17 protein-coding genes and 1 pseudogene are annotated in these 23,557 nt (G+C 62.1%); 14 read left to right on the forward strand and 4 right to left on the reverse strand.

The window, feature by feature from the left end; genetic code table 11:
• Positions 1–13 precede the first annotated feature (13 nt).
• The 6 genes and pseudogenes from NYE40_RS08585 to NYE40_RS08610 all read left to right on the forward strand — a co-directional run.
• Positions 14–988, forward strand: coding sequence for a substrate-binding domain-containing protein (locus NYE40_RS08585; RefSeq protein WP_153783240.1), 975 nt, complete (start codon positions 14–16; stop codon positions 986–988).
• Positions 989–1,019: 31 nt separating this feature from the next.
• Positions 1,020–2,387: an extracellular solute-binding protein gene (locus NYE40_RS08590; protein WP_194843320.1), complete on the forward strand. Its 1,368-nt coding sequence runs from the start codon at positions 1,020–1,022 to the stop codon at positions 2,385–2,387.
• 272 nt (positions 2,388–2,659) lie between these two features.
• Positions 2,660–4,042 carry an extracellular solute-binding protein gene (locus NYE40_RS08595; RefSeq protein WP_101808886.1) on the forward strand — a complete coding sequence of 461 codons (1,383 nt, stop codon included), beginning with the start codon at positions 2,660–2,662 and terminating at the stop codon, positions 4,040–4,042.
• A gap of 107 nt (positions 4,043–4,149) precedes the next feature.
• Entirely contained in the window at positions 4,150–5,052 is a 903-nt protein-coding gene (locus NYE40_RS08600) for a sugar ABC transporter permease (protein ID WP_101808887.1), read from the forward strand.
• A 32-nt stretch (positions 5,053–5,084) separates the two neighbouring features.
• The gene (locus NYE40_RS08605; protein WP_101808888.1) at positions 5,085–5,930 is read left to right on the forward strand and encodes a carbohydrate ABC transporter permease; all 846 of its coding nucleotides are present in this window, start codon (positions 5,085–5,087) and stop codon (positions 5,928–5,930) included.
• Between the two features lie 149 nt (positions 5,931–6,079).
• A pseudogene (locus NYE40_RS08610) lies at positions 6,080–6,205 on the forward strand (chromosome condensation regulator); the annotation flags it as partial.
• 440 nt (positions 6,206–6,645) lie between these two features.
• Here NYE40_RS08610 and NYE40_RS08615 read toward each other — a convergent pair.
• The 3 genes from NYE40_RS08615 to NYE40_RS08625 all read right to left on the reverse strand — a co-directional run bounded on the left by NYE40_RS08615 (position 6,646) and on the right by NYE40_RS08625 (position 9,096).
• On the reverse strand, positions 6,646–7,965 hold the full coding sequence (locus tag NYE40_RS08615) for a hypothetical protein (RefSeq protein WP_101808889.1): 1,320 nt from the start codon (positions 7,963–7,965) through the stop codon (positions 6,646–6,648).
• Between the two features lie 340 nt (positions 7,966–8,305).
• Positions 8,306–8,671, reverse strand: coding sequence for a nucleotidyltransferase domain-containing protein (locus NYE40_RS08620; protein ID WP_052333000.1), 366 nt, complete (start codon positions 8,669–8,671; stop codon positions 8,306–8,308).
• Positions 8,672–8,871: 200 nt separating this feature from the next.
• On the reverse strand, positions 8,872–9,096 hold the full coding sequence (locus NYE40_RS08625; protein WP_028597779.1) for a LuxR C-terminal-related transcriptional regulator: 225 nt from the start codon (positions 9,094–9,096) through the stop codon (positions 8,872–8,874).
• Positions 9,097–9,341: 245 nt separating this feature from the next.
• On the opposite strand from NYE40_RS08625, the gene NYE40_RS08630 reads away from it, so the two are divergent.
• The 8 genes from NYE40_RS08630 to NYE40_RS08665 all read left to right on the forward strand — a co-directional run bounded on the left by NYE40_RS08630 (position 9,342) and on the right by NYE40_RS08665 (position 21,663).
• A complete protein-coding gene (locus NYE40_RS08630; protein ID WP_028597780.1) occupies positions 9,342–10,022 on the forward strand; it encodes a tetratricopeptide repeat protein in 681 nt (226 codons plus the stop codon).
• Between the two features lie 258 nt (positions 10,023–10,280).
• Complete coding sequence (locus NYE40_RS08635; protein ID WP_164820169.1) at positions 10,281–11,912, forward strand: SWIM zinc finger family protein; 1,632 nt, start codon at positions 10,281–10,283, stop codon at positions 11,910–11,912.
• Positions 11,909–14,779 carry a DEAD/DEAH box helicase gene (locus NYE40_RS08640; RefSeq protein WP_240478950.1) on the forward strand — a complete coding sequence of 957 codons (2,871 nt, stop codon included), beginning with the start codon at positions 11,909–11,911 and terminating at the stop codon, positions 14,777–14,779. The genes NYE40_RS08635 and NYE40_RS08640 overlap by 4 nt, the downstream gene beginning before the upstream one ends.
• Positions 14,780–14,804: 25 nt before the next feature.
• Positions 14,805–14,972 carry a hypothetical protein gene (locus tag NYE40_RS08645; protein ID WP_180968484.1) on the forward strand — a complete coding sequence of 56 codons (168 nt, stop codon included), beginning with the start codon at positions 14,805–14,807 and terminating at the stop codon, positions 14,970–14,972.
• Positions 14,973–15,147: 175 nt separating this feature from the next.
• Positions 15,148–16,500, forward strand: coding sequence for an extracellular solute-binding protein (locus NYE40_RS08650; RefSeq protein WP_339279794.1), 1,353 nt, complete (start codon positions 15,148–15,150; stop codon positions 16,498–16,500).
• Between the two features lie 30 nt (positions 16,501–16,530).
• Positions 16,531–18,327 (forward strand): sensor histidine kinase, encoded by a 1,797-nt coding sequence (locus NYE40_RS08655; protein ID WP_028597784.1) that lies wholly within the window; start codon positions 16,531–16,533, stop codon positions 18,325–18,327.
• Positions 18,324–19,934, forward strand: a complete 1,611-nt coding sequence (locus NYE40_RS08660; RefSeq protein WP_028597785.1) for a response regulator — start codon at positions 18,324–18,326, stop codon at positions 19,932–19,934. Before NYE40_RS08655 ends, NYE40_RS08660 begins: the two co-directional genes overlap by 4 nt.
• A 103-nt stretch (positions 19,935–20,037) precedes the next feature.
• Positions 20,038–21,663 (forward strand): glycoside hydrolase family 3 protein, encoded by a 1,626-nt coding sequence (locus NYE40_RS08665; protein ID WP_228551375.1) that lies wholly within the window; start codon positions 20,038–20,040, stop codon positions 21,661–21,663.
• A gap of 507 nt (positions 21,664–22,170) precedes the next feature.
• On the opposite strand, the gene NYE40_RS08670 is transcribed toward NYE40_RS08665, so the two are convergent.
• Complete coding sequence (locus NYE40_RS08670) at positions 22,171–23,430, reverse strand: IS256 family transposase (RefSeq protein ID WP_339279795.1); 1,260 nt, start codon at positions 23,428–23,430, stop codon at positions 22,171–22,173.
• Positions 23,431–23,557: the final 127 nt, after the last annotated feature.

The raw sequence follows: 23,557 nt of genomic DNA on the forward strand, positions 1-23,557 counted from the left end.
GGAGGTCATTCCGATGGGAAGCAAAAAGCTGTGGCTGCCGCTCCTGCTGCTGCTGTTCGCCGCGCTCGTCGTCTGGATCGGCTTGAAGCGCTCGCAGCCTGCCGCTGCCGGCGGCGGCATCGCCGTCATCCTGCAGACGAAGGATGTGAACAGCTCCTACTGGCAGACGGTGCGCTCCGGCGCGCTCGCTGCGGCGAAGGAGCTGAACGTGGCGCTCGAGCTGCTCGGCCCGTCCGGAGCGGAAGCGGCGCAGGAGCAGAAGGAGCTGCTGCGCAAGGCGATCGCTGCCCGGCCGGATGCGATCGTGCTCGCGCCGATCTCCGAGGAGCGGCTGTCGGAGGAGCTGGCAGCCTGCCGCAAGGCCGGCATCAAACTGATCGTCATCGATACGCCGCTGCTTCAGCATCCGTACGACAGCTACGTTTCCAGCGATCATGTCGAGGAAGGCCGCGTAGCGGCGGACATGCTCGCCCCCGACAAGCGCAAGAAGCCTGTCTATGCGTTCATCACGAGCGACGACGACTCCGTCGTGGCGAGCCAGCGCCGCCAGGGCGTGCTGGAGAGGCTCCCGCCGGGCGAGGCGTTCAGCCTCGGTACGATCGACGTCGGCAAGTCCGAGGAGCAGGCGTATCGGACGGTCAAGTCGCTCACGGTCGCCTATCCCGGCATGAACGGCATCGTCGCCTTGACCGATGTCGGCGTGAGCGGAGCCGCCCGCGCCCTGGAGGATCAGGGGCTGTCGCACAGCGTCAAGCTGATCGGCTTCGACAGCTCGCTGCCGGAGATCCAGCTGCTCGAGCGGGGGCGGATGCATGCGCTTATCGTCCAGAACCCGTTCAACATGGGCTATCTCGGCGTCGAGACGGCAAGCGCCCTCCGGGAGGGCAGGAAGCGGCCGCAGTGGGTGGACATCCCGTCCTCGACGATCACGACGGCCAACATGTACGAGCCGGAGAACCAGAAGCTGCTGTTCCCGTTTGTCTATTGACTTCAGCTTGATAAAGGAGGAGGCGCCTGACATGATGAATGACCGCCGATCGGAAGCTTCGGCGCCGGCCGCCGATCCGCCTCGCCCGCGACAAGCGGCAAAGGCTCGCGCATCTGCCTCTGCGGCGCATCGGACGGCGGCGCGGCGGCGGCAGCTCGCTCGGACCGCCGCCGCGCTCGCGCTGGCGGCGCTCATGGCGGGCTGCGCCTCGTCCTCCCCCGCGCCGGAGGTGACGGAGCCGGAGCCGCATCAGGCGCTCATCAAGTTTGTCGCCTCCGAATACAGCACGGAGACGAAGCCGCTGCTCGAGGACATCGTAAAAGGCTTCGAGTCGCTTCATCCCGACATCCGCGTCGAGCTGCAGGTCGTCAACTGGGACATCCTCGACGGCGTCTACACGAACATGCTCGCCCAGGGCGAGCCGCCCGACCTGCTGAACGCCAACTTCTACGCGCATTTCGCCGCCGACGGGCTGCTGAACGACTTCAGGAACATTTTGCCGGAGCCGTTCCTCGACAACCTGCAGCCGTCGCTGCTCGCCCGCGCCGAATACGAGGGGACGCTTGCGGCGATTCCGTATGTCGCCTCCATGCGCAGCCTATACTACAACGAGGAGCTGTTCGATCAAGCCGGCATCGCGGGACCGCCGCGCACCTGGTCGCAGCTCGTCGAGGACGCCAGGCTCGTCCGCGCCGGCGGGCATGGCGAGGGCTTCGGCATCGACATGACCGACAACGAGATCCATTCTTACCTGAGCTATTTTTTCTACGGCGCGGGCGGCGGCTGGATCAAGGACGGCCGCTGGGCGATCGACCAGCCCGCCAACGTGGAGGGGCTGGAGCTGCTCAAGTCGATGTACGACGCCGGGCTCACCGATGCCGATCCGTGGCTGACGACGCGGGACGAGAAGCAGCGGGTGCTCGGGAGCGGCGGGCTCGCGATGATGATATCGGGCAATTACTTCAGCTCCGTCGTGCCCAAGGAGTTTCCGGGACTGCGCTGGGGCAGGGGGCCGATTCCGGTCAAGGACGGCCAGCCGCCGATGACGTTCGGCGTGCAGGATGTGCTCGTGTCGTTCAAGACGGCCCATTCCGATCCGGCCGCGCTGTCCGCCTTCATCCAATATTTGTACGAGGATGAGCGGTATGCGGACATGGTGCGCCAGGAAGGCTTCCTGCCGACGACCCGGTCGGCCGGAGCGCTGCTGTCCGAAGGCGATGCGGAAATGCGCGCCAACCTGGACGATCTGGCCGGCGCGCGCTTCGTGCCGATCGAGCAGCCGCGCTGGAGCAATGTGATGGATGCGGCGCGCAAGCTCGGCAGCGCCGTGCTGCAGGGGCGATACTCGCCGCAGTCGGCGCTGGAGGAGCTGCAGAAGATCGCCGTGAAGCAGGACTGAACGAAGACGAGAGAAAGAGCCGTTCCCGGTTATGGGAACGGCTTTTTTTGAACCCGAAATCGGGAGAACCAGCGATAGATTCGCATGAAATGACGATTATCATCAAAATCATGAAATGAAAAATCATAAAATACTAAAGATTTTACGGAAGATATTCCATAGAGCGTGCAGACGATCCCCTTTACGATACAAGTATGCGGATGGCTCGCCGGCAACGGTCGGAGCAACGAGGCATCGGCCAAATAGAATTCATTCGGGAGGGTTAAGCCAAGATGACGTTTACGGTAAAGAAAACGGCAGCGGGCGCCATGGCGATCGCGATGTCCCTGGCTGTGCTCGCCGGCTGCGGCGGCAACAACGGCAACAGCGGCAATACAGGAGAAGCGGCCAATGAGCCGGCGACGAACTCGGCGACGAACGCGGCGGCGGAAAACACGTCGGCCACAGGCGGCGAGACGAAGCTGAGCGGCGACTTCACGGTCCAATATTTCGTCGGCGGTTATGGCGACAAGTGGTGGAAGCAGGTCATCGCCGACTTCAAGGCGGCCAACCCGGACCTCAACATCAAGGAAGAAGCCGGCCCTCAGATCAATACGCAAAACAAGCCGAAGTGGATCGCCGGCACGCCGCCGGACTTCGTCTACATCGACGGTCCTGAGCTCAACGACCGCCAGATGGCCGAGGACGGCCAGCTGGAGGACCTGACCGACTGGCTGCAGACGGCGACGAACGTCGACGGCGTGAAGATCCTCGACCTGCTGGCGCAGCAGCCTCCGCAATACGGCGGCAAGACGTACAACGTGCCGCTCGTGCTGAACTCGTGGGGCATTTTCTACAACAAAGCGCTGTTCGAGAAAAACGGCTGGACCGAGCCGAAGGACTGGGACACGTTCATCAGCTCCTCCGAGGCGATCAAGGCGGCCGGCACGACTCCGTTCATCCACACCGGCAAATATCCGTACTACATCAACAGCTCCTTCCTGTTCCCGGCGATCGTCTCCGCCAACGGCAACGACTACAAGCTGCTGCAGGACATGGGCGACAGCAAGGTCGAGGCGTTCAAGTCGCCGCAGGTGCTGGAAGCGCTGGGCAAGATCGTCGAGCTGCGCGACAAGGGCTTCATCGACAAGGCTTCCGTCTCCATCAACCATACGGACTCGCAAATGCTGTTCCTGCAAAACAAGGACGCGTACATCCCGAACGGCCTGTGGCTGCCGAACGAGATGAGCAAGGACGTTCCGGCCGACTTCAAGTTCGGCTTCATTCCATCCGTCACGCAAAAAGCGGGCGACAAGGTCGTCGCCAACACGTCGACCTCCACGGTCGCGATCGCCAAAAACGCGAAGAACAAGGAAGCCGCGAAAGCGTTCCTGCAGTTCATCTTCTCCGAAAGCCAGGCGTCCAAGTTCGCCGAGCTGAGCGGCGCGCCGTCCAACATCAAAGGCGACATCAGCAGCTCCGCCGCGCCGGACTTCGTCAAGCAAGCCGCGGCTTACCTGACGGCCGATACGACGGTCGTCGTGCCGACGGTCACGTTCAACCAGGACGTCGACAAGGCGATGCAGGACGCGACGGTCGCGCTGACGATCGGCAAGATCGATCCGCAGGGCTGGGTCGACCGCGTCGTCAAGGTCGTCGAAAAAGTCGCGAAGTAACGGTCGGCCGTCGAGGATCAAGATAGAACCAGCACAGGCCATCCTCGGGAGCGGAAGCTTCCGGGGATGCTCTCTGATGGCAGAACGAACGGGGCGGTGAGCTTGAGATGAGACTGGGAGGAGCCAAAGGACAACGCAAGCTGTTCATTGCGGCGTTCATCATACCGACATTCCTCTATTTTTGCCTGTTCACGATCTATCCGATCGTCCAGGCGCTGTACAACTCCTTCTACGACTGGTCCGGCATGTCCCAGCACAAGGATTTCGTCGGGCTGCAGAACTTCAAGGACCTGCTGCAAGACCCGATCATGCTGACGGCCATCGGCAACGACTACTTCCTCGTCGCCGGCAAGATGATCGGCATCATGGCCATCGCGACCTTTTTCGCCGTGGCGCTGACGCGCCTGCGCATCCGGGGCGCCGGGTTTTTCCGCTCGATCTTCTTCATTCCGAACGTGCTGTCCGTCGTCGTCGTCGGCATCCTGTGGGGCTTCATCTACAACCCGCAGATCGGCTTCCTGAACGGCTTCCTGTCGCTGTTCACCAAAGAGCCCGTCACGATCAACTGGCTCGGCTTCGAAAGCCATTCGATCTGGATGCTGCTGCCTCCGACCATCTGGGCCGGCATCGGATTCTACATGATTCTTCTGATCGCCGCAATCACGAACATTCCGGAGTCGCTTTACGAAGCCGCCGACATAGAAGGCGCCGGACAATGGCATCAGTTCCGGCACATCACGCTGCCCCTCGTCTGGGAGCAGATGAAGATCTCCGTCATCAACATCATGATGACGACGCTGAACGGCTCGTTCGTCATCGTGACGATCATGACGGCGGGCGGACCGGACAACTCGACGCAGGTCATGGGCTCGTACCTGTACCAGCAGGCGTTCAAGCAGGCCCATTTCGGATACGGCGCCTCGATCGGCATCGCCATTCTGACCACCTCGCTCGTCACCACCGTCTTCCTGCAGTGGCTTCTGCGCAAGGATCAGGTGGAAGTCAGCTAGCGCACGAGAGTTAAGGAAGGAGAGAAGCGAGCATGGTTCAACGCACCGTCCATCCCGTCATCAAGGGATTCTTCATGCTGCTGCTCGTCCTGTGGGGCGTCTCGGTCCTCTATCCGCTCCTGTGGACCTTGATGGACTCGCTCAAGGACAACCAGCAGTTCTACTTCAACATGCCGTGGGCGCTGCCGGAGCTGCCGCTCCAATGGTCCAACTTCGGCTATGTGTGGAACAACTACAATTTCGGCAAGTACTTCGTCAACTCGATCCTCGTCACGACCGGCGCGACGCTGTTCGGCCTCGTGCTGGCGTCGATGACGGCCTATACGATCGCCCGCTATCGCTTTATCGGCAGCAGGGTGCTGTATCTGATCTACATCTCCTCGATGATGGTGCCGTTCAGCCTCGCGCTCATCCCGCTGTTTTTCCTCGTGAACGACCTCGGGCTGACGAACACGCCGCTCGGCCTCATCTTCGTCTACGCCTCCAACACGCTCGCCTTCGGCATCTTCGTGCTCATCGGCTTCTTCAAGACGCTGCCCAAGGAGCTGGAGGAGGCGGCCGCGATCGACGGCGCCGGCTACTTCGGCACGTTCTTCCGCGTCATGCTGCCGCTGTCGCGCTCCGGCCTGATCAGCGTCGGCATCATCAACGTGCTGGACATCTGGAACGAGTTCATCGTCGGCACGATCCTCGTCAACGACCCGGCCAAGTACACGCTGCCGATCGGCCTCGCCGCGATGCAGGTCGAGATGCAGTACAAGACCGAGTGGGGGCCGCTGTTCGCCGGCCTGCTGTTCACGATCGTGCCGGTGCTGATCGTCTACATGTTCGCGCAGCGCCATATCGTGTCCGGCCTTGTCGCCGGCGCGGTGAAATGACGTTTCGACCGGCGCCGGCGGGGGAGCGATCGCGCTCCCGACCGGATTTGCCCGAAGAAGGCCTCGCTTTCCTCCATGAGGAATCGAGGCCTTTTTTGATTTGAATGTAAGAGCCTTGACCGATGAAGGGTGGCGGTCGGCCAGCGGGCTCCGCAGCGGCGGGCCAACGGCATACGGTTGGCCTGAGATCGGACGGAAAGGTCGTCGCTGGCGGCGACAACGACGACGGCCCGTGCGAGGTCGGCGGCTGGAGCGGCATCGGGCTGCCTGGATCGGTCGTCTCGCGGCTTCTGAATCGCCGGTTCCTGCTGTTTCGCGGGACTCATGCACTCACCATCCGTTGCCAACGACTCCTCAGACGCTTAGAATCCCTTTTTCCGAGTCTCCCGAAATCTAACGACGAGTCAGACGCTTAGAGCCGTCTTTTGCGTTTCTCCGCACGTTTTTTCGGCCTTTTTGCATGGCTAAGCTCCTCACGCGTCGTTAGATTTTTTTGCTGGCCGATTTGGGGCTTTTAACGATCTGATTCGTCGTTGGCAGCCCTGGTTGTTGTCAAAGGGGATCGCGGCATCGTAAATAAACCGGAGAACGGTGTCTTTGTGAAAACGGAGCCGGATCGCCAGAGCATTACGTTGGAAATATAGAAGCTGCGAACCAGTACACAGAAGAAGAGCCTCTGCCCGGCTGATTTCCGGACAGAAGCTCTACGTTACTGCTATACTTTAATGTCGATACTATTCTTGGGCATCGTAAGCGCGCTCTTCTGCTGTTGACCCATATTCAGAGAAGAAATGAAGCTGTTCCAGTCCTCTAGATTCGCATCTCGTACCTGGTTGGCAAATTCAAGCTTGGCCTTTGGACCTACATCCCCTTCCATACTCGGTGAGGATATGAGGCTGTGATGCAGTCTATTGAAGGAGTCCATCAGGCCACTGAGAAGATGCTCCGGCTTCTGATTCAATAATTCCTTCATGCTCTCCCACATGATCGTTCCTACAGACTTCTTGGCATTAGGGTCTTGTAGATGGTCGCTGTACATTCGCTTTATTTCCAAGGTCATTTCTTGATGTGAAGCAAATTGCTTGCGGAAGGAAGGCGTTGAGACAAGAGAGGACTTATAGTCTTCATATTCTGCGATTCCCATCTTGGTACTCATTGCCTTATCTACGGACTGAGTGAGCTGCTCCTTAATCGCTGACGACATAGGCGATTGCTGCAAATAAAGTTCCAGCTTGAGACGTGCGGTCCCTAAATTGTTCGCCATCCATTCCGTATCAAAAGTAGACGTGTTCATAGCTTTAGCTGTTGTGTGTACAAGTGCATCGAATACTGCTGCTACATCACGGTAACTAATATCTTGAAAAGAGGTCGATTCTCCTCCAGAGGCTTTACTTGCCTCCTCCTTCAGTAAATCCCGAAAGTCTGTAATCTCCTTGCCGCCTTGTTCCATGACCTGCTTCCATTGGTCCCCCTGCTCCTCCTGCAACTTGTCCAGAATCCGGGACTGTTCCTGCAGCATATTCTTGATGCGATCGGTCAACTCATTTTTGTCGAAGAGCGGCTTATAGGCGGAGAGGAACTCTCCTTGCGTCTCCTTGCTGCCTCCAAAAATAGAATCATTTTCAAAATTCAAATATTGAGACAAAGTGCTCGCTGTTGTCTGCGCGATATCCTCTAGCTTGAGTTGAACTTGCTTATCGTATTGCTCAAGCTGCTGATTCAATTCGTCTCCTGCGTAACGCTGAAGCAGGAGATCACGCTCATAGGCGCTTTTTACCAGAAACCCGCTTACATCATCCAGAAAATTCTTTGAGTAGTCCGTACCTTGCACGGATGTAAATTCCCTGCCAACAATCCACTGGCCTCCCAGTGCACGAAGCCCTTGTTGTCCTTCATCAATCACGCTCGGGGTATACGTCTCTACGGCATGAGAAGCATGGCTGCTTGCAGGTACGGGCACTTTTGCAGGAAGCGGGTTATTCTTTGCTGCTATAGCGCTCGGAGTTGATGACGCGTAAATGCCATTCGTTTGCATCGCGGACCTCTCTTCATTGAAATATATGGTATTTGTAATATATCGGCGTAATAAGTAAATAGTTGACTAATTCCTCTCCGGTATAAGGTATGACGGATTGTATATGAAGTGCGACACCTAGAAAAAAAAGCCCATGTGGGCTTCGTGTAAAATGGAGGTTACCACATCGATTCTTACTTAGCGGCTTCTTGATCGATGATCTTCACGATGGCTTCGTTGAACGACCGGACCTGATGGAGCAGGTGGGCCACATCATCTTTTGAGAAAGACACGGTGGCGCTATAGTCAGCTTCTGCTCGATGATCCATCAACCGCCTTGCCTTTCATGACTTCGGCAGCCTTAAGGTATCGCAATGACAATGCCCTCCTCGACAATATTGTCTTTCAAGGGGAGCCCAATGGACGTTTCCTCTGACCGCCAGTCATCCGCATTTTCCAAGATGCACGTCAAATGGGTGCCGTATTGCAGGTTCAATTCATAAACGATATCGGAAAGCAGCTCGCGGTTTCGCCAATTTTTTTCGTCTTCGACGAGAACCAATACATCCAGATCAGACCATTCGTCATGGTCTCCCCTTGCCTTGGAGCCGAAAAGGATCAGTTCAATCAGTCGAAAGCTAGCAGCAAGTCTTTGCTTCAGACGAACTAAGCTTTGCTTCTCTTGAGAAGTGAGAGAGCTTATTTCCGAAGGAGCATTCGTGCGCATAGGCTTGTTCCACCTTCGTCAAGTATTTTGCCTTAAATGTACCATAATTCTTCCAACCCCTGCACGATTCCATGGAGGGTTCCGACATCGGGAGCTAAGCTTCTCAGGGCATGGTTTATGTAGCTTAAAAAGCCTTCCCGCCGCATGCGCCGAAGCGGATGCGGAGCGGGAAGGCTTATCAAGAGCGCCGACCAGGCGGATCAGATCGTCAGTTCTCCAAGCTTGATCAGTTCGACGACAGCCTGCGAGCGGCCTTTCACGTTCAACTTCTGCATAACGTTGGAGATATGGTTGCGGACGGTCTTTTCGCTGATGAACAGCTGCCCGGCGATATCCCTCGTCGTTTTGTCTTGGACCAGCAGCTCGAAGACTTCACGTTCCCGGTGAGTCAGCAGAAACTTGTTTTTGTGGTCAGAGCCCTTCAATTTCGTCCCCCCTCCTTGCACGGGTTTTTGTGGGTTACAACAAGGTTAAGGGATACAGTCAACGTATCTTATGAATCCGCCTCTTCATGGGTGCGGTCATTTCTTCATTTGGGCGCGGGTCAAGAGGAATAATGCCGGCGGCTCCGGGACAGCCCTTCCAGACACCTCCATCAATTCCGTTTTCACCCTTGTTTTCATGTGCTAAAATAGGAGCGTCCATTTTATTAGAGATTGGAGCCGCTATCATGAAAATCGCGCTTTTGTTCGGCCTCCTTTGGACGCTGCTCGGCAACCCGTTTCTCGCCCTGCTCGTCCTGCTGGCCGTCCTTTACTTCCTTGACCGCCGCTTCGTCGGCCTGACCCCGAGCTTCACCAAGCCGCTGCGCCGCCGCAGCCGCATCGCGGCGCTGCGGCGGGAGCTGGACGCGAACCCGAGCAACAGCGGCTCCCGCCTGGAGCTGGCTCGCCTGCAGCTGGAGCGCAAGCGCTATGCGGAAGCGCGCAGCACGCTGGAGCCGCTGCGCGAATCGCTGCTGATGGAGGATTCGGCCGAATTCTGGGACGACTACGGCACGAGCCTGCTCCATACCGGCCGCGAGGAGGAGGGGGAGGCGGCGATCCGCAAGGCGCTGGCTCTCAACCCGCGCGTCAAATACGGCGCGCCGCATCTGCGGCTGGCCGCGCTCAAGGCAAAGAGCGACAAGACGCAAGCGCTTGCCGAGCTGGAGGCATTCTCCCGCATCCAGTCCTCCTCCTGCGAAGGTTACTACCGCATGGGCAAGCTGCTGCAGGGGCTCGACCGCAAGGCCGATGCGAAGGCCGCCTTCGAGGAAGGGCTGCGGCTGTATCGCCAGCTGCCCAAATACAAGCGCCGTCAGGAGCGGCGCTGGGCGCTGCTTTGCTCGCTCGGCAAAAACGCTTCCTGATCGTTCCGGCTGCGCGTGGAAGGACGCCGCTCCATCCGTCCTCGCGCCTGTTTCGAACCTTTATTCCGCGCAGCGGGGCAGCTCCGTTCGGCCAGCAGCTTTTGGCCGGGAGCAGCCCCGTTTTCCGTTTTCGGAGCGAGCCCATGCATTTTTATAAGGCGAGGCAGGACGGTTTCCGTTTTTATTTGGTATAATGATAAGAATGCCGAAACAGAAAAGCGGGGGACAGCCATGCGAGCGGACGGGATCTCGGAAACGTTGCTGAACGATATCGAGCGGAAGATCTCCGACTACACGCGGAAAGACATCATCGCGCGCGGCTGGGATTACTACGCCCAAGGACGAGTGAAGTCGGTGCAGGAGGCCGGCTCGCGGCTGCTGGCCGCCGTCAAGGGCACGGAGCCCTACCACGTCGTGCTCGGCGCGCAATTCGACGACAACACATGCGACTGCCCGTATTCGGGCTGGTGCAAGCATATAGTGGCCTCGTACTTCGCCGCGCTGGAGCTGCAGGGCGGCGAGCCGAAGCGGGCGCTCGAGCGGCTGACGGGCGCCGGGCCGGTGACGGTCAGCCGGCTGGAAAGAGAAGCGCCCGCCGAGCAGGCCGAATCGCCGGCGCAAGCGGCGGCGGGAGGCATCGACGAGCAGTCGAGCCCGCAGGAATGGATGGAATGGATGGAGCGCCGGTTCGGCCGCACCTGGCAAGGCTGCCGGCATACGCTGCATCCGCTGCAGCCGGTGCTGTCGGCGCTCAAGGGGGCGGCGCGCGACTGGCCCAAGCCGCTCCAGGCGATGCATTGGATGTACAGCATTCTGTTCATCCTGGAGCAGGCGGAGCGGGCGATCAAGCTGACGGATCCGTTCAGCCGCTATTATCAGGAAATGAGCTTCGCCCGGATGGCGGAGCCGTGGATCGAGCATTACTACTCGCTCGCCGAGCGCCAGGCGGCGGAGCCTGCCGGTCAAGCAGGCCTGGCTTGGCAGGCGGAGCTGGCCTCCTACCTGCGGGGCCAAGCCGCGTCGGCCGAGCCGAAGCTGTTCCGCTGGGATCAGCTTTATCTCGGCTTCATCTCGCCGCTGCTGGCCGATCCGGCCTGGCTGCAGGGCGAGCGCGCGGAGCTGGAGCGGATGCTTTTGGAGGCGGGCTCCGCGCGGCAAGCGGCGGCGCAATCGGAGCCTGCCGGCGAAGCGGGCGCTCCTGCGGCGGCGGATCTCGAACGCGGCTTCGCTTTCGCGAACGCGGCGCTCGCCTGCCTCGACGCCGCCCAGGGAGAGGACGCGAAGGCGGTGGAGCGGCTGCGGCAGGCGGCGCCGGACGCGGTCGCCAGCCTCGCGCTGGATTATGCCCGCATCCGCCTGGAGCAGCGCGGCTGGAATGATTTCGCCATCTGGATGGACTTCCTTGATCCGATCGCCGGTAGCAAGCGGGGCAATCTGCTGACCTCGTACCTGCAGCTGTGCCGCGACGCCGATCTCGCCCGGCCGGACGATCCGTCCTGGCAGCGGCGCATGGCCGACAAGCTGCCTTACTCGTACATGTCGCTGGCCGACCTGCTGCTGGAAAAGGGCTGCTTCGAGGAATGGGCGGACCTGCAGCTGGCGATGGGGCTGCGGCCCGACGAGCTCGATCCGGCGGACCTGCGGCTCGTCTCGAAACGCGCGCCGTCCGTCATGATTCCGCTGTACCATCAGGCGGTGGAGGGCTGGATCGCGATGCGCAACCGGCAGAGCTACCGGATGGCGGTCAAGCAGCTCAAGAAGCTGGAGAAGCTGTACGCGGCCGAGAAGCGGACCGCGGAGTGGAAGCTGTACCTCGACCGGACCGTCTCCAAGTACCAGCGGATGCGGGCATTCCAGGAAGAACTGCGGAAAGGAACCATGCTGAAATGATGAAGGGATTCTCTGCCGCGCGACCGATCGTCGTGGACGGCTATTGGAACGGCAGCGGCATCGTGCTTCAAGCCGAGGACGCAGGCGAGCTCGAAGCCCGGCTCAAGGATCTGCTGTTCGCCTGGCATGTGCCTTCCTGGTACGGCGCCGACATCGACTACGTCGAGTCCGACCCGACGCGCAAGGCGAAGCCGATGCTGCTGCGGCCGCTGACGGCGCTCGACTACCTGCTGTCGCCGCGGCCGGTGCGCATGCTCGCGCTCGGCTGGTCCAGCCAGGCGCAGGAGCTTCGCGCCGGCGCGATCCGCATCCGCGAAGCGCTCGAGAGCGGCGGCTTCGAGCCGGACTGGAGCCGCTGGACGGACGGAGCGCGCGGCTGGCGCTTCCGCGACGAAGCGGGCCGGACGGCGGAGGCTCCGTCGTGGCTGTCCGCCTGGCTCGGCGCCTGCGTCGAGCAGCTGCTCGACGAGGATGCGGGCGCGCAGGCGGCCTGGAGCGGCCTCGCCCGGGCGCTCGGCCCGGCGCTGGAGCGCCGGTCGCCGGACGAGGAGGACTGGTACATCGGCCTCGGGCTCAAGCAGGACCGGTTCCCGTTCCGCATCGCGCTGCAGCTCGCTGAGCCCGGCGATGACGGCGTCTGGCGGCTGCGAGCCGCGCTGCGCGGACGCGCGGCGGACGCCGGCTGGATCCCGCTGGAGCGCGGCGCCAGACCGGGCAGCTGGCGTCCGGCCGCAGGCTCGGAGCTGAGCCTGCCGGAGGAATGGCTGCCGCTGCTGGAGGAGCGCCTCGCCAAGGAAGAAGGCAAGTGGCGCACGGCGCTGCCGGATTGGAGCGGCGACGACGAGATGGTCAAGCGCGAGCTGGCGGACGAGGAGGCGTGGCGCTTCCTGGAGCAGGCGAGCCTGCAGCTGCTCGATGCCGGAGCGGCGGTGCTGCTGCCCGGCTGGTGGGAATCGGTGCGCAAGCGCCGCGTGCGGCTCAAGGCGAAGCTGCGCTCCGCCGCCGGCTCGGCGGAGCAGCCGATGTTCGGCCTGTCGCAGATCGTGCAGTTCGACTGGAAGCTGGCTCTCGGCGGCGCCGACCTTTCGGAGGAGGAGTTCATGCAGCTCGCGGCGCAGAACAAGCGGCTCATGAAGATCGACGGCGAGTGGGTCCATCTCCATCCGGAGGACATCACCCGCATCCGCAGCTGGATCAAGAAGAACGGCGGCAAGAAAGGTCTCAGCTTCCGCGAGATCATGCAGATGCATCTGCAGGGCGGGATCGTCCTGAACGAGGAGGCCGAGGAAGGCGAGGAGCTGCTCAAGGCGGAGGTGGAGCTGAACGCCCATCTGGAGCAGCTGATGAACCGGCTGCAGGACACGTCCGAGCTGCCGCTCGTCGACGTGCCCGACTCGTTCCGCGGGCAGCTTCGGCCGTATCAGCACCAAGGCGTGTCGTGGCTCGCGTTCCTGCGGCGGTTCGGCCTCGGCGCGACGCTGGCGGACGATATGGGCCTGGGCAAGACGATCCAGTTCACCGCCTATCTGCTTCATGTCAAGGAATCCGGCGCCGCGGCCGGAGAGCCGGCGCGGCCGTCGCTGCTCATCTGTCCGACGTCGGTCATCGGCAACTGGGAAAAGGAGCTGCAGCGCTTCGCGCCGGGACTCGAGGTGCGGCTGCATTACGGTCCGCGCCGCGCGCGCGGCAAGGAAGCCTTCCAGGAGTTCGCGGCCGGCGCCGATCTCGTCATCACGTCCTACGCGCTGACGTCGCTCGACGAGGAGGAGCTGAGCGGCTTCGAATGGGAGAGCCTCTGCCTCGACGAGGCGCAGAACATCAAGAACGTCTATACGAAGCAGTCGTCGGCGATCCGCGGCTTGCCGAGCCGCCACCGCATCGCGCTGACCGGCACGCCGATGGAGAACCGGCTGAGCGAGCTGTGGTCGATCTACGATTTTGCCAATCCGGGCTATCTCGGCACGCTGCCGGAGTTCCGGCGAGCCGTCATCCTGCCGATCGAGAGGGACCGCGACGCGGAGCGCATCGCCTCGCTGCAGCGGCGGATCAAGCCGTTCATGCTGCGCCGGCTCAAGAAGGACCCGGCGATCCAGCTGTCGCTGCCGGAGAAGAACGAAGGCCAGGTGTACGTGACGCTGACGGCCGAGCAAGGCGCGCTGTACGAGACGATCGTCTCCGAGCTGCTCGAGAAGCTCGACACGCTCGCGCCGATGCAGCGCCGCGGCCTGATCCTCGCCTCGATCACGAGGCTCAAGCAGGTATGCGACCATCCGGCGCTGCTGCTCGGAGAGGACGCGGCGACCGGGGACTGGTCGCCGGAGCGCTCCGCCAAGCTGATGCGGCTGGTCGAGATGTGCGAGGAGATCGCCGCCGAGGGCGAGCGCGCGCTCATCTTCACGCAGTTCGTCGACATGGGCGCGGCGCTGCAGCGGCTGCTTGAAAAGCGGCTCGCCCTGCCTGTGCCGTATCTGCATGGCGGCGTGCCCAAGGCGCGGCGCGACGAGATGATCGAGGCGTTCCAGGATCCGGAGCGGCCGCATGGAGCGTTCGTGCTCTCGCTCAAGGCCGGGGGCACTGGCCTCAATCTGACGGAGGCGAACCATGTGTTCCACTTCGACCGCTGGTGGAATCCCGCCGTCGAGAACCAGGCGACGGATCGCGCGTTCCGGATCGGCCAGCGGCGCCAGGTGCAGGTGCATAAGTTCGTCGCGCTGGGCACGCTTGAGGAGCGAATCCACGAGATGATCGAGCGCAAGCAGTCGCTGAGCGAGCAGGTCGTCAGCCAGTCCGAGCAATGGATCACCGAGCTGTCGAACGAGGAGCTGCGGGAAATTTTCACGCTCCGCAAGGAGTGGCTCGAGAGCTGAGCAGCGGCCAGAGGAGGGGGGCAGCATGATGGAAGACGAACTCGATCCGCGTCCGGGCCGTCCCGCTCCGATGCAGGACGGAGCCGGGCCGGACGCGCAGGCGCAGCTGGCGGCGGCCGAAGCGCTTCCCCCCGAGTGGGAGGCGTTCTACGAGGCGGTCCGCCAGGCGGCGCGCCGCCTCGGGCAGCGCTAGCGCGCAGGACTGCAATAAGGCTTCGAATGCCGGCTGAGCCGGCGTTCGAGGCCTTTTTTACAATACAAATCTATCCCTTGACAGTCTATTTTTCATCCTGCAAGCCGCTTGCCGTTCGCCTATAATGAATACAAGACATAGACTGTCACGCGGTCAGACAAGGGGAGGTCTGTCTATGGGCAAAAAAGGGCTGCAAGCGCTGCTGGCGCTCGTTCTGCTGCTCGGTCCGGCCGGCTGCTTCGGCGGCGGAGCGGGCGAGTCCGCCAATCAAGCCGAAGGCGGAGAAGGATCGGCGGAGGGCGGCGCGACGCATGTCAATCTGACGATCCGCCATACGCAGATCAAGCAGTCGGTCAAAGCCCGGCTGAAGATTCTGCAGGACGTGCTCGACGAGACGGAACGGCAAAATCCGGGCCTCAAGTTCCAGCTCGAGGGCATCGACGAGATCATCAATCGCGATCAGAAGCTAAAGGCGGAGATGGCGACGGGCTCCACGCCGGACATCTTCGAGGTGTTCGGCGGCTCGGACCTGCGGCTGTACGTCAAGGCGCAGCGCCTGCTCGACCTGACGCCGATCATCGAGGAGCTCGGCATCGGCCAGCAGTTCCAGAGCCTCGAGGAGTTCACGGTCGACGGCCGCGTCTACGGCTTGCCGTTCGGCGGCTACAGCGAGGCGATCTACTACAACAAGCGGATCTTCCGCGAGCTCGGGCTCGCCGTTCCGGCGACGTGGGAGCAGCTGATGGAGGCGTGCGAGCGCATCCGGCAGGCCGGCTACAGTCCGTTCGCGCTGTCGGCCAAGGATCCTTGGCTGGCCGGCATGATGTGGAACACGATCATGGACCGGTATGCGGGCACGGACAAGCTGCGGGCGATCGCCTCCGGCAAGGCCAAGTGGACCGATCCCGACGTGCTCGCCGGCTTCCAGGCGTATGCCGAGATCGTGGACAAGAGGTATTTCCCGGCCGACGCGCTCAGCCAGGAGGAGAAGCAGCAGGCCAAGGACCTGCTGACCGGCAAGGCGGCGATGCTGTTCACCGGCACCTGGGATCTCGCCGGCTTGACCGACGACAACGCCGGGCCGTACAAAAACGACATCGGCTACTTCAGCTTCCCTTCGGTGACGGGGGGCAAGGGCGATCCCGGCGCGCTCAACGCCGGCTACTCCAACGGCTTCGGCTTCTCGTCGAGCTTGAGCGGGGACCAGCGGCAGATGGTCAAAAGCTTCATCCGCAATTATTTCAACGAACAGGTGCAGAAGCGGATCCTGCTGGAGGACAAGACGCTGCCGTCGATGAAGCTGAGCGACTACGCGGGCATCGATCCGCTCATCTCGGAGGTGCTGCAGGTCGTGGGCAACGCGAGCCGCTCGTTCCCGGCGTTCGACTCCATCTTTTCCCCGCGCATGAACGCGGAGATCGGCATCGGGCTGCAGGAGCTGATCGGGCAGGTCAAGACGCCGGAGCAGGTCGCCAAGGACCTGCAGCAGCTGCAGGAGAGCGAGCCTTCGCCCGGCGGCGGCAGCTGACGAACATCTTAGAGAGGAGCTGGAGAGGCCATGAACCTGAGACCGAAGCTGCTGCTCGCCTTCATCCTGCTCATCGTCGTGCCGGTTGCAGCGTCGGGCGTCGTGTCCTTCCTGTATTACGAGCATCTGATCGAGAAAAAATACAACGAGCAGACGGAGCTGACGATGAATGCGGTCGGCCGCAACATCACGAACTTTTTCGACGAAATGAACCGCCTGACGGACGTGAACCTGACCAGCTCGGTCGTCCAGCATACGCTTAAGATCAACGCCGATCCGGACGGAGGAGCCAGCTCCCTGATCGCGATCGGCATGGCCGAGAAGGAGATGGGACCGCTGCTGTTCCAGAATCCGGCCATCAGCTATATCGCCCTCTACGCCAACAACGGCGCGCTGTTCCGCTCGACGCGGAACGATCCGACGACGTTCAAGCCGATCGCCTACGACAAGCTGAGGCTCCATCCCTCCTATGAGGAGGCGGTCAAGCTCAACGCCAAGCCGCTCTGGATCGGCCCCTACGAGCAGGAGGAGCTGACGGGCAAGGAGTTCACTCTGTTCACCCAGATGCGCCTCGTCAAGGACCGGGAAAGCCTGAGCGATCTGGGCATCATGGTCACCCAGTTCAAGTCGTCGGGCGTGGACGAGATCCTCACCGACTTCAAGGGCAGCGAGGACGACGGCTCGCGCTATTACATCCTCAACCGCAACGGGCTCGTGCTGCTCGACAGCGAGACGGACATGGAGGGCAGCTACATCAGCAGCTCCAGCTACGCGTCGGCGAGCCCCGGCACGCCTTATGTGAGCGGGCGGGCGGAGTTCCTCCATACCGACAGCCTCGTCTCCTCGTACTGGCTCGGCATCAACGACTGGATGCTCGTGTCGGCCAAGCCGTGGAGCTCGCTCATGAGCGAGAACGTCGCCTTTGTCAAATGGATCAGCCTGCTGACGGGCCTCAGCCTGCTGTCCGCGGTGCTGTTCAACGTCTTTTTCGTCAACCGGGTCGCCAAGTCGATCATCCGCGTCGTGCGCAAGATGCGGCTCGTCGAGCAGGGCCTGCTCGACATCCGGGTGCCGGTGCAGGGCAAGGACGAGACGGTGCTGCTCGGCAACAGTTTCAACAGCATGACCGAGCGGCTCGGCCGGCTGCTGACCGAGGTGCGGGAGGAGCAGATCCGCAAGCAGCGGGCGGAAATGATGCTCATGCAGGCGCAGATCAAGCCGCATTTCCTGTTCAACACGCTGGAGTCGATCAACGCGCTGGCCGCGCAGAACGAAGGCGGCAAGATCATGCTCATGGTGCGCCGGCTCAGCCAGCTGCTGCGCACGAGCATGCATCAGAAGGAAGAGATCACCGTGCACGAGGAGCTCGAGCATGTCCGCAGCTATCTCGAGATCCAGAAATACCGGTTCGAGGATCTGTTCTCGTACGGGATGGAAGTCGACGAGGACGCGCGCGAATACCGCATCCTCAAGCTGACGCTGCAGCCGCTCGTAGAGAACAGCATCCAGCACGGCTTCGACGGGCTGGAGCGTCCCGGCGTCATCTCGGTGCGGGTCGAGCTGCGTCCGAACGCCATCGTGCTGACGGTCGAGGACAACGGAATCGGCATGGACGGACCGACGCTGCGGCGCGTGGCCGAGGGCAAGAAGGACGAGAAGTGGAGCCCGATGGAAGACGGGGAGCGGGGCGGACTCGGCCTGCGCAACGTGGCGGACCGGCTGCGGATCCACTACGGCCCTTCCTACGGCATGATGATCTGCAGCAGCCCCGGCGAGGGGACGATCATCCGCTGTACGATACCGCGCAATAAGGGGGATCTCGAATGACGGGCAAGGTCATGATTGTCGACGACGAGCCGCATATTACGCGCAACCTCGAGAAGGTCATCCCCTGGGAGATGCTCGGCCTCGAGGTGGCGGCTACGGCCAAGAACGGTAGGGAGGCGCTGGAGGCGCTGCAGGGCGGCGAGATCGACCTGCTGCTCTGCGACATCCGGATGCCGGTCATGGACGGCATGACGCTGGTCAAGACGATCCGCGATGCCGGCATGGATCTGGACATCATCATGCTGTCGGGCTACCAGGATTTCAGCTACACGCGCACGGCGATCCAGTACGGCGTGCAGGATTATATCCTCAAGCCGATCCCGTACGACGAGCTGACCGGCGTCATCGCCCGCGTCATGAGCCAGCGGCGGGCCCGGCAGCGGCAGCAGCAGGACGAGCGCGTGCGGATGAACGCCGTGCTCGACCTCGCCAACGAAAAGGTGCTGTTCGACGTGCTCAAGGACTATACCGACGTGTCGCACAACCACTGGCTCGTCGCCGAGGACGAGCATGAGCTGAGCGGCCGCTCCTACCTGCTGCTCGTGCTCGACATGGACGCCGGCGCGGAGGAGGCCAAGGACTGGCGGGAGTGGAACGACAAGGAGCGCAAGCTGTGGAACTTCGCGGTCGCCAACGTGCTGCGCGAGTCGCTGCGGCGCAGCGGCATGCGCCATGCCGTCATCCAGATGCGCGACGGCGAATGGTGCGTGCTCGCCGCGATGAAGGAGGGCTATCGGTTCGATCGGGGAGAGACCTCCCAGTGGATCGAAAAGCTGCTGGAGGAGATCCGGAAGCATGTCAAGCTCAGCCTGCATGCCGGCGTCTGGGGCGATCTGGTCGACATGAAGGGGCTGTCGACCGCGTACAAGCGGGTGCATCGCTCGATGCAGCTCGATCCCGAGGCGGAGCGGATCCGCTTCTTTACGGGGGAGACCTTGCTGCAGAACGTCTCGCATGAGGTGCTCTGGTCGAGCTCCGAGCGGATCCTGGAGGCGCTCAAGCGCGGCCATGCGCAGGACGTCAACGAGGAGATGAAGCTGCTCTCCTCCCGCCTGCAGTCGCTCGGCACGCCGGAGCTCGGCCGCATCAAGCCGGTGCTGCACTACTTCGCGCTCCATCTGATGCGCGAGATGAAGGAGATGCAGCTGCTCGGCAAGGAGCAGGAGGAGGCCCTCTGGCGCAAGCTCGACCGGCGCATCAGCGCCAAGGACCTGCTCAGCGTCATCCGCCAGACGGCGGACGCCGGCCTGGCCGGCTCGAGCGACAAGAAGAAGCATTCCGAGCGCACGATCGCCGAGGCCAAAGCCTACCTCGACCGCAACCTGTACCGCGACATCGGCGTCGAGGAGGCGGCGACCCGCGTCGGGCTGAGCACCTCGTATTTCAGCCTGCTGTTCAAGCAGACGTACGGCGAGACGTTCATCGAGTACGTCACGCGCCAGCGCATGGAGAAGGCGAAGCAGCTGCTGGAGAACACCTCCAAGAGCGTCGCCCAGATCTCCAAGGAGGTCGGCTACTCGGAGCGCCGCTACTTCACCAAGGTCTTCATGAAATATACGGGAGAAAACCCGACCGACTTCCGCGCGAGGCTGCAGCAGCCGGGTTGAAAAGGCTTAACTCTTCCTAGATTATGATCGCGAGTGCTGGTACAATTAATCGTGATGAACTTTATTTCGATCATTTTTCGAAGAAGGGTAGGAAGAAATAATCATGTCTATGATTGAATCGCGCAATTTGGCGCCGAAACCGTATGACGGGTGGACGCTGCGGGAAAAGGCGGCCCAGCTGTTCGTCTTCGGCTTCCACGGCAAGCAGCCGTCGGACGATATTCTCGGCATCATCGAGCGGCACGGCGTCGGCGGCGTCATCTACTTCACGCGCAACATCGACGACGCCCGCCAGGTGCACGAGCTGTCCTCGCAGCTGCACCGGGCCGCCTCGGAGGCAGGACGTCCGCCGCTGCTCGTGAGCATCGACCAGGAGGGCGGCATGGTGGCGCGCATCGTCGACGGCGTGACGCTCATGCCGGGCAACATGGCGCTCGGCGCCGCGGCATCCCGCGAAGGCGCCTACGAGACGGCGCGCATCTGCGGCGAGGAGCTGCGCTTGCTCGGCGTCAACCTTAACTTCGCGCCCTGCATCGACGTCAACAACAATCCCGACAATCCGGTCATCAACGTCCGCTCCTACGGCGATCGTCCGGAGCTCGTGTCCGAGCTCGGCTCGGCGGCTGTCGAGGGCTTCCAGTCGGCCGGAGTGGCCGCCACGGTCAAGCACTTCCCGGGCCACGGCGATACGAGCGTCGACTCGCATCACGCGCTGCCGATCGTCGCGCATGACCGCCAGCGGCTCGAGGAGATCGAGCTGCCGCCGTTCCGCGCCGCCATCGCGGCCGGCGCCGACGTCATCATGACCGCGCATGTCTGCCTGCCCGCGCTCGACCCGAGCGGCGTGCCGTCCACGCTGTCGCAGCCGGTGCTGACCGGCCTGCTGCGCGGCGAGCTCGGCTACGATCGCGTCATCGTCACCGACTGCCTGGAGATGGACGCGATCGACAAGACGTACGGGCCTGGCGAAGGCTCCGTGCGCGCGATCGAGGCAGGAGCCGACCTCGTGCTCATCAGCCATACGATCGGCAAGCAGCTCGCCGGAATCGACGCCGTCGTGCAGGCCGTCGAGGAAGGCCGCTTGTCCGAGGAGCGGCTGGAGCAGTCGCTCGACCGCATTCTTTGCTTGAAAGAGAAGCTCGGCGCCGGCGAGCCCCTCGCCTCCTGGGAAGAGAGCGCGCCGCGCATCGGCACGGCGGACAACCGGGCCGTCGCCGAGCGCTGGAGCGAGGCGTCCGTGACGCTCGTCAAAAACGAGGGCGGCCTGCTGCCGCTGCCGGCCGAGGGACGCACGCTCGTGCTGTGGCCGGAGATCAAGGCCGTCTCCGTCGCCGACGAGATGCTGTCGGGCGACGGCACGCTCGGCAGCTGGCTGGCCAAGCTGCTGCCGAACGTCGAGGAGCGCCGCCACGATGACCCGCAGGCTCTGGACGGGCTGGAAGCGTTCGACCGCATCGTGTTCGTCAGCTACGACGCCTCCAAGCATCCGCAGGAGCTTGAGCTGGCGGAGCGGCTGCTGGCGGCGGCGAGCGACCGTACGGTCGCCGTTTCGGTCCGCAATCCGCTGGACCTGGGCCGGTTCCCGTCGGTGCAGGCGTTCCTCGCCGTGTACGAGTGCCGCCCGCTGGCGCTGCGGTCGGCGGCCAAGGCGCTGGCCGGCGAGCTTACGCCGTCGGGCAAGCTGCCGATGGCTCTGAGCGAGGCGTATCCGTTCGGATTCGGGCTGTAGGCCGGGCGGAATCGATTTGTGAAAAAGTCCTTCCTTCGGGAGGGACTTTTTTATTGGACGAACAGGCCGCTGCGCAGGCCGAGCCGACTGGGACGAGAAGCCCGCTGCGCGAGCCGAGCCTTTCTCCGATTCCACTGGAAGCCGGATGGCTTGATCCCCTGACCTCCTATGCGGAGGCCATCCGTCTTCCAAGAGGACCGCTGCCGCTTCTCCGAAAGGCATCGTCTCGCTTCGCTCCCTTCGTCCCGCCGCCCGCCTCCACCCCCTTTTTATAGGGGGTGGACCGTCTCCCGCATACCTGGGAGACGGCAGTCCTAGTTCGCGCCCAGCGCTTGGCCACGCCATGAGGGCGGGCCAGTAAGTCGAAAAAATCGAGTTAGTTGGAATGCGCTGGCGAAACGGCGGAGTTGCGCGGAAAAACCGAGTAACTCGGGTGCACAGCGAGAGAAACGGGTCAAGTCCATAATTGTGTGTAAAAACACTTCTCGGTAGAAAATGGAATCGGGTTTAAAGGCTGTCCGTCGCTTCCGTCATGGTGGTGCTGGTTTCCTGCTCCTCCGAGCCGGCGCCCTGAGTGGCTTTCTGCTTCTTCCACGCCTTGAAGTCCGTCATGTCCATGTACGGCTTCTTCGTCATCCAGTACTCGTTCTCTTCCATGAGCATGGCTCCGATGAGGCGAAGGACGGAAGCGCGATTGGGAAAGATGCGGATGACCGTCTCGCGCCTGCGGATCTCCCCGTTCAGGCGCTCCATGCCGTTGGAGGTGCGCAGCCGCACGCGGTAGGCCTCCGGGAAGGCCAGCACCGCGACGGCGTCCTCGAACCCGTCCTCCAGTATTTTCATCGCTTTGGGTGCTGTCTCGGCATACGCCTCAAGCGTCTGTTCGAGATAGGAACGAGCCGTCTTCATGTCGGGCGCATCGAAGATCGATCGGACGCGACTCTTGATTTCGCTTTGGAGCGCTTTGGGCGCTGCGTTCAGCACGTTCTTGATGAAGTGCGTCTGGCACCGCTGCCACGAGACCCCTTGAAACTCCTTCTCGATGGCCTTGACCAGCCCGCCATGGTAGTCGCTCGTGACGAGCTCTACGCCGTGCAGGCCGCGCTCCTTCAGCCAGCGGAAGTAGGCGCCCCAGCTCTCCTCCGACTCGGTGTCGTCAACGCGCAGGCCCAGAATCTCACGCCGGCCTTGCTCGTTCACGCCGTAGCCTACCAGAACGCCTCGAGAACAGATACGGCCTTCTTCACGCACCTTCACGTAGATCGCATCGATGGTGATGAAGGGGAAGGCGTAGTCGGCCAGAGAGCGGTTGTTCCAGTCGTGGACAGCCGGGTCCAGCTGCTTGCACAGGTGGCTGACCGTTGACTTGGAGAACTCGGTTCCGCACAGCTCCTCGGTGATTTTAGTCACCTTGCGCGTCGACACGCCGTTGATGACCATTTCCATGAGCGAGAGCACCAGCGCTTGCTCGCTGCGCTGATACCGGGCGAAAAGCTCGGTAGAAAAGGAGCCGTCCCGAAACCGGGGGACGCGCAAGGTGACGCTGCCAGCGCGGGTAATGACGTCGCGCTCGTAGCTGCCGTTGCGATAGCCCTTGCGCTCGCTGGTGCGCTCGTACGTCTGCGCCGCCAGCTGATCCGTCGCCTGGGCTGTCAGCACCTGATTCAGCACCGTCTCCAGCAAGCGGGCCACTCCCGCGTCCCGATCGGTTCCGATAAACAGCTGGTGCAAAATGTCCTGATCTACGGTAATCTGGTATGGAGTCATGTGTAGGCACTCTCCTTGGAATGTTGGTCTCGACAACTTCCATTCTAACCGAGAGTCCTACCATGGCTTTCCTTTTTATGGTCAGGAGCATTTTACACAATTATATGGACTTAACTGAGAAACGGCG

The organism is Paenibacillus sp. FSL W8-1187 (assembly GCF_037965485.1).
GTDB classification, from domain to species: Bacteria; Bacillota; Bacilli; order Paenibacillales; family Paenibacillaceae; genus Paenibacillus_O; species Paenibacillus_O pasadenensis.

Coding starts and splice junctions, on each gene's coding strand:
- NYE40_RS08640 (WP_240478950.1), top strand. CDS start 11,909: ATGATGAAGGGATTCTCTGCCGCGCGACCGATCGTCGTGGACGGCTAT.
- NYE40_RS08615 (WP_101808889.1), bottom strand. CDS start 7,965: ATGCAAACGAATGGCATTTACGCGTCATCAACTCCGAGCGCTATAGCA.
- NYE40_RS08585 (WP_153783240.1), top strand. CDS start 14: ATGGGAAGCAAAAAGCTGTGGCTGCCGCTCCTGCTGCTGCTGTTCGCC.
- NYE40_RS08595 (WP_101808886.1), top strand. CDS start 2,660: ATGACGTTTACGGTAAAGAAAACGGCAGCGGGCGCCATGGCGATCGCG.
- NYE40_RS08660 (WP_028597785.1), top strand. CDS start 18,324: ATGACGGGCAAGGTCATGATTGTCGACGACGAGCCGCATATTACGCGC.
- NYE40_RS08645 (WP_180968484.1), top strand. CDS start 14,805: ATGATGGAAGACGAACTCGATCCGCGTCCGGGCCGTCCCGCTCCGATG.
- NYE40_RS08600 (WP_101808887.1), top strand. CDS start 4,150: ATGAGACTGGGAGGAGCCAAAGGACAACGCAAGCTGTTCATTGCGGCG.
- NYE40_RS08605 (WP_101808888.1), top strand. CDS start 5,085: ATGGTTCAACGCACCGTCCATCCCGTCATCAAGGGATTCTTCATGCTG.
- NYE40_RS08650 (WP_339279794.1), top strand. CDS start 15,148: ATGGGCAAAAAAGGGCTGCAAGCGCTGCTGGCGCTCGTTCTGCTGCTC.
- NYE40_RS08655 (WP_028597784.1), top strand. CDS start 16,531: ATGAACCTGAGACCGAAGCTGCTGCTCGCCTTCATCCTGCTCATCGTC.
- NYE40_RS08630 (WP_028597780.1), top strand. CDS start 9,342: ATGAAAATCGCGCTTTTGTTCGGCCTCCTTTGGACGCTGCTCGGCAAC.
- NYE40_RS08670 (WP_339279795.1), bottom strand. CDS start 23,430: ATGACTCCATACCAGATTACCGTAGATCAGGACATTTTGCACCAGCTG.
- NYE40_RS08620 (WP_052333000.1), bottom strand. CDS start 8,671: ATGCGCACGAATGCTCCTTCGGAAATAAGCTCTCTCACTTCTCAAGAG.
- NYE40_RS08665 (WP_228551375.1), top strand. CDS start 20,038: ATGTCTATGATTGAATCGCGCAATTTGGCGCCGAAACCGTATGACGGG.
- NYE40_RS08590 (WP_194843320.1), top strand. CDS start 1,020: ATGATGAATGACCGCCGATCGGAAGCTTCGGCGCCGGCCGCCGATCCG.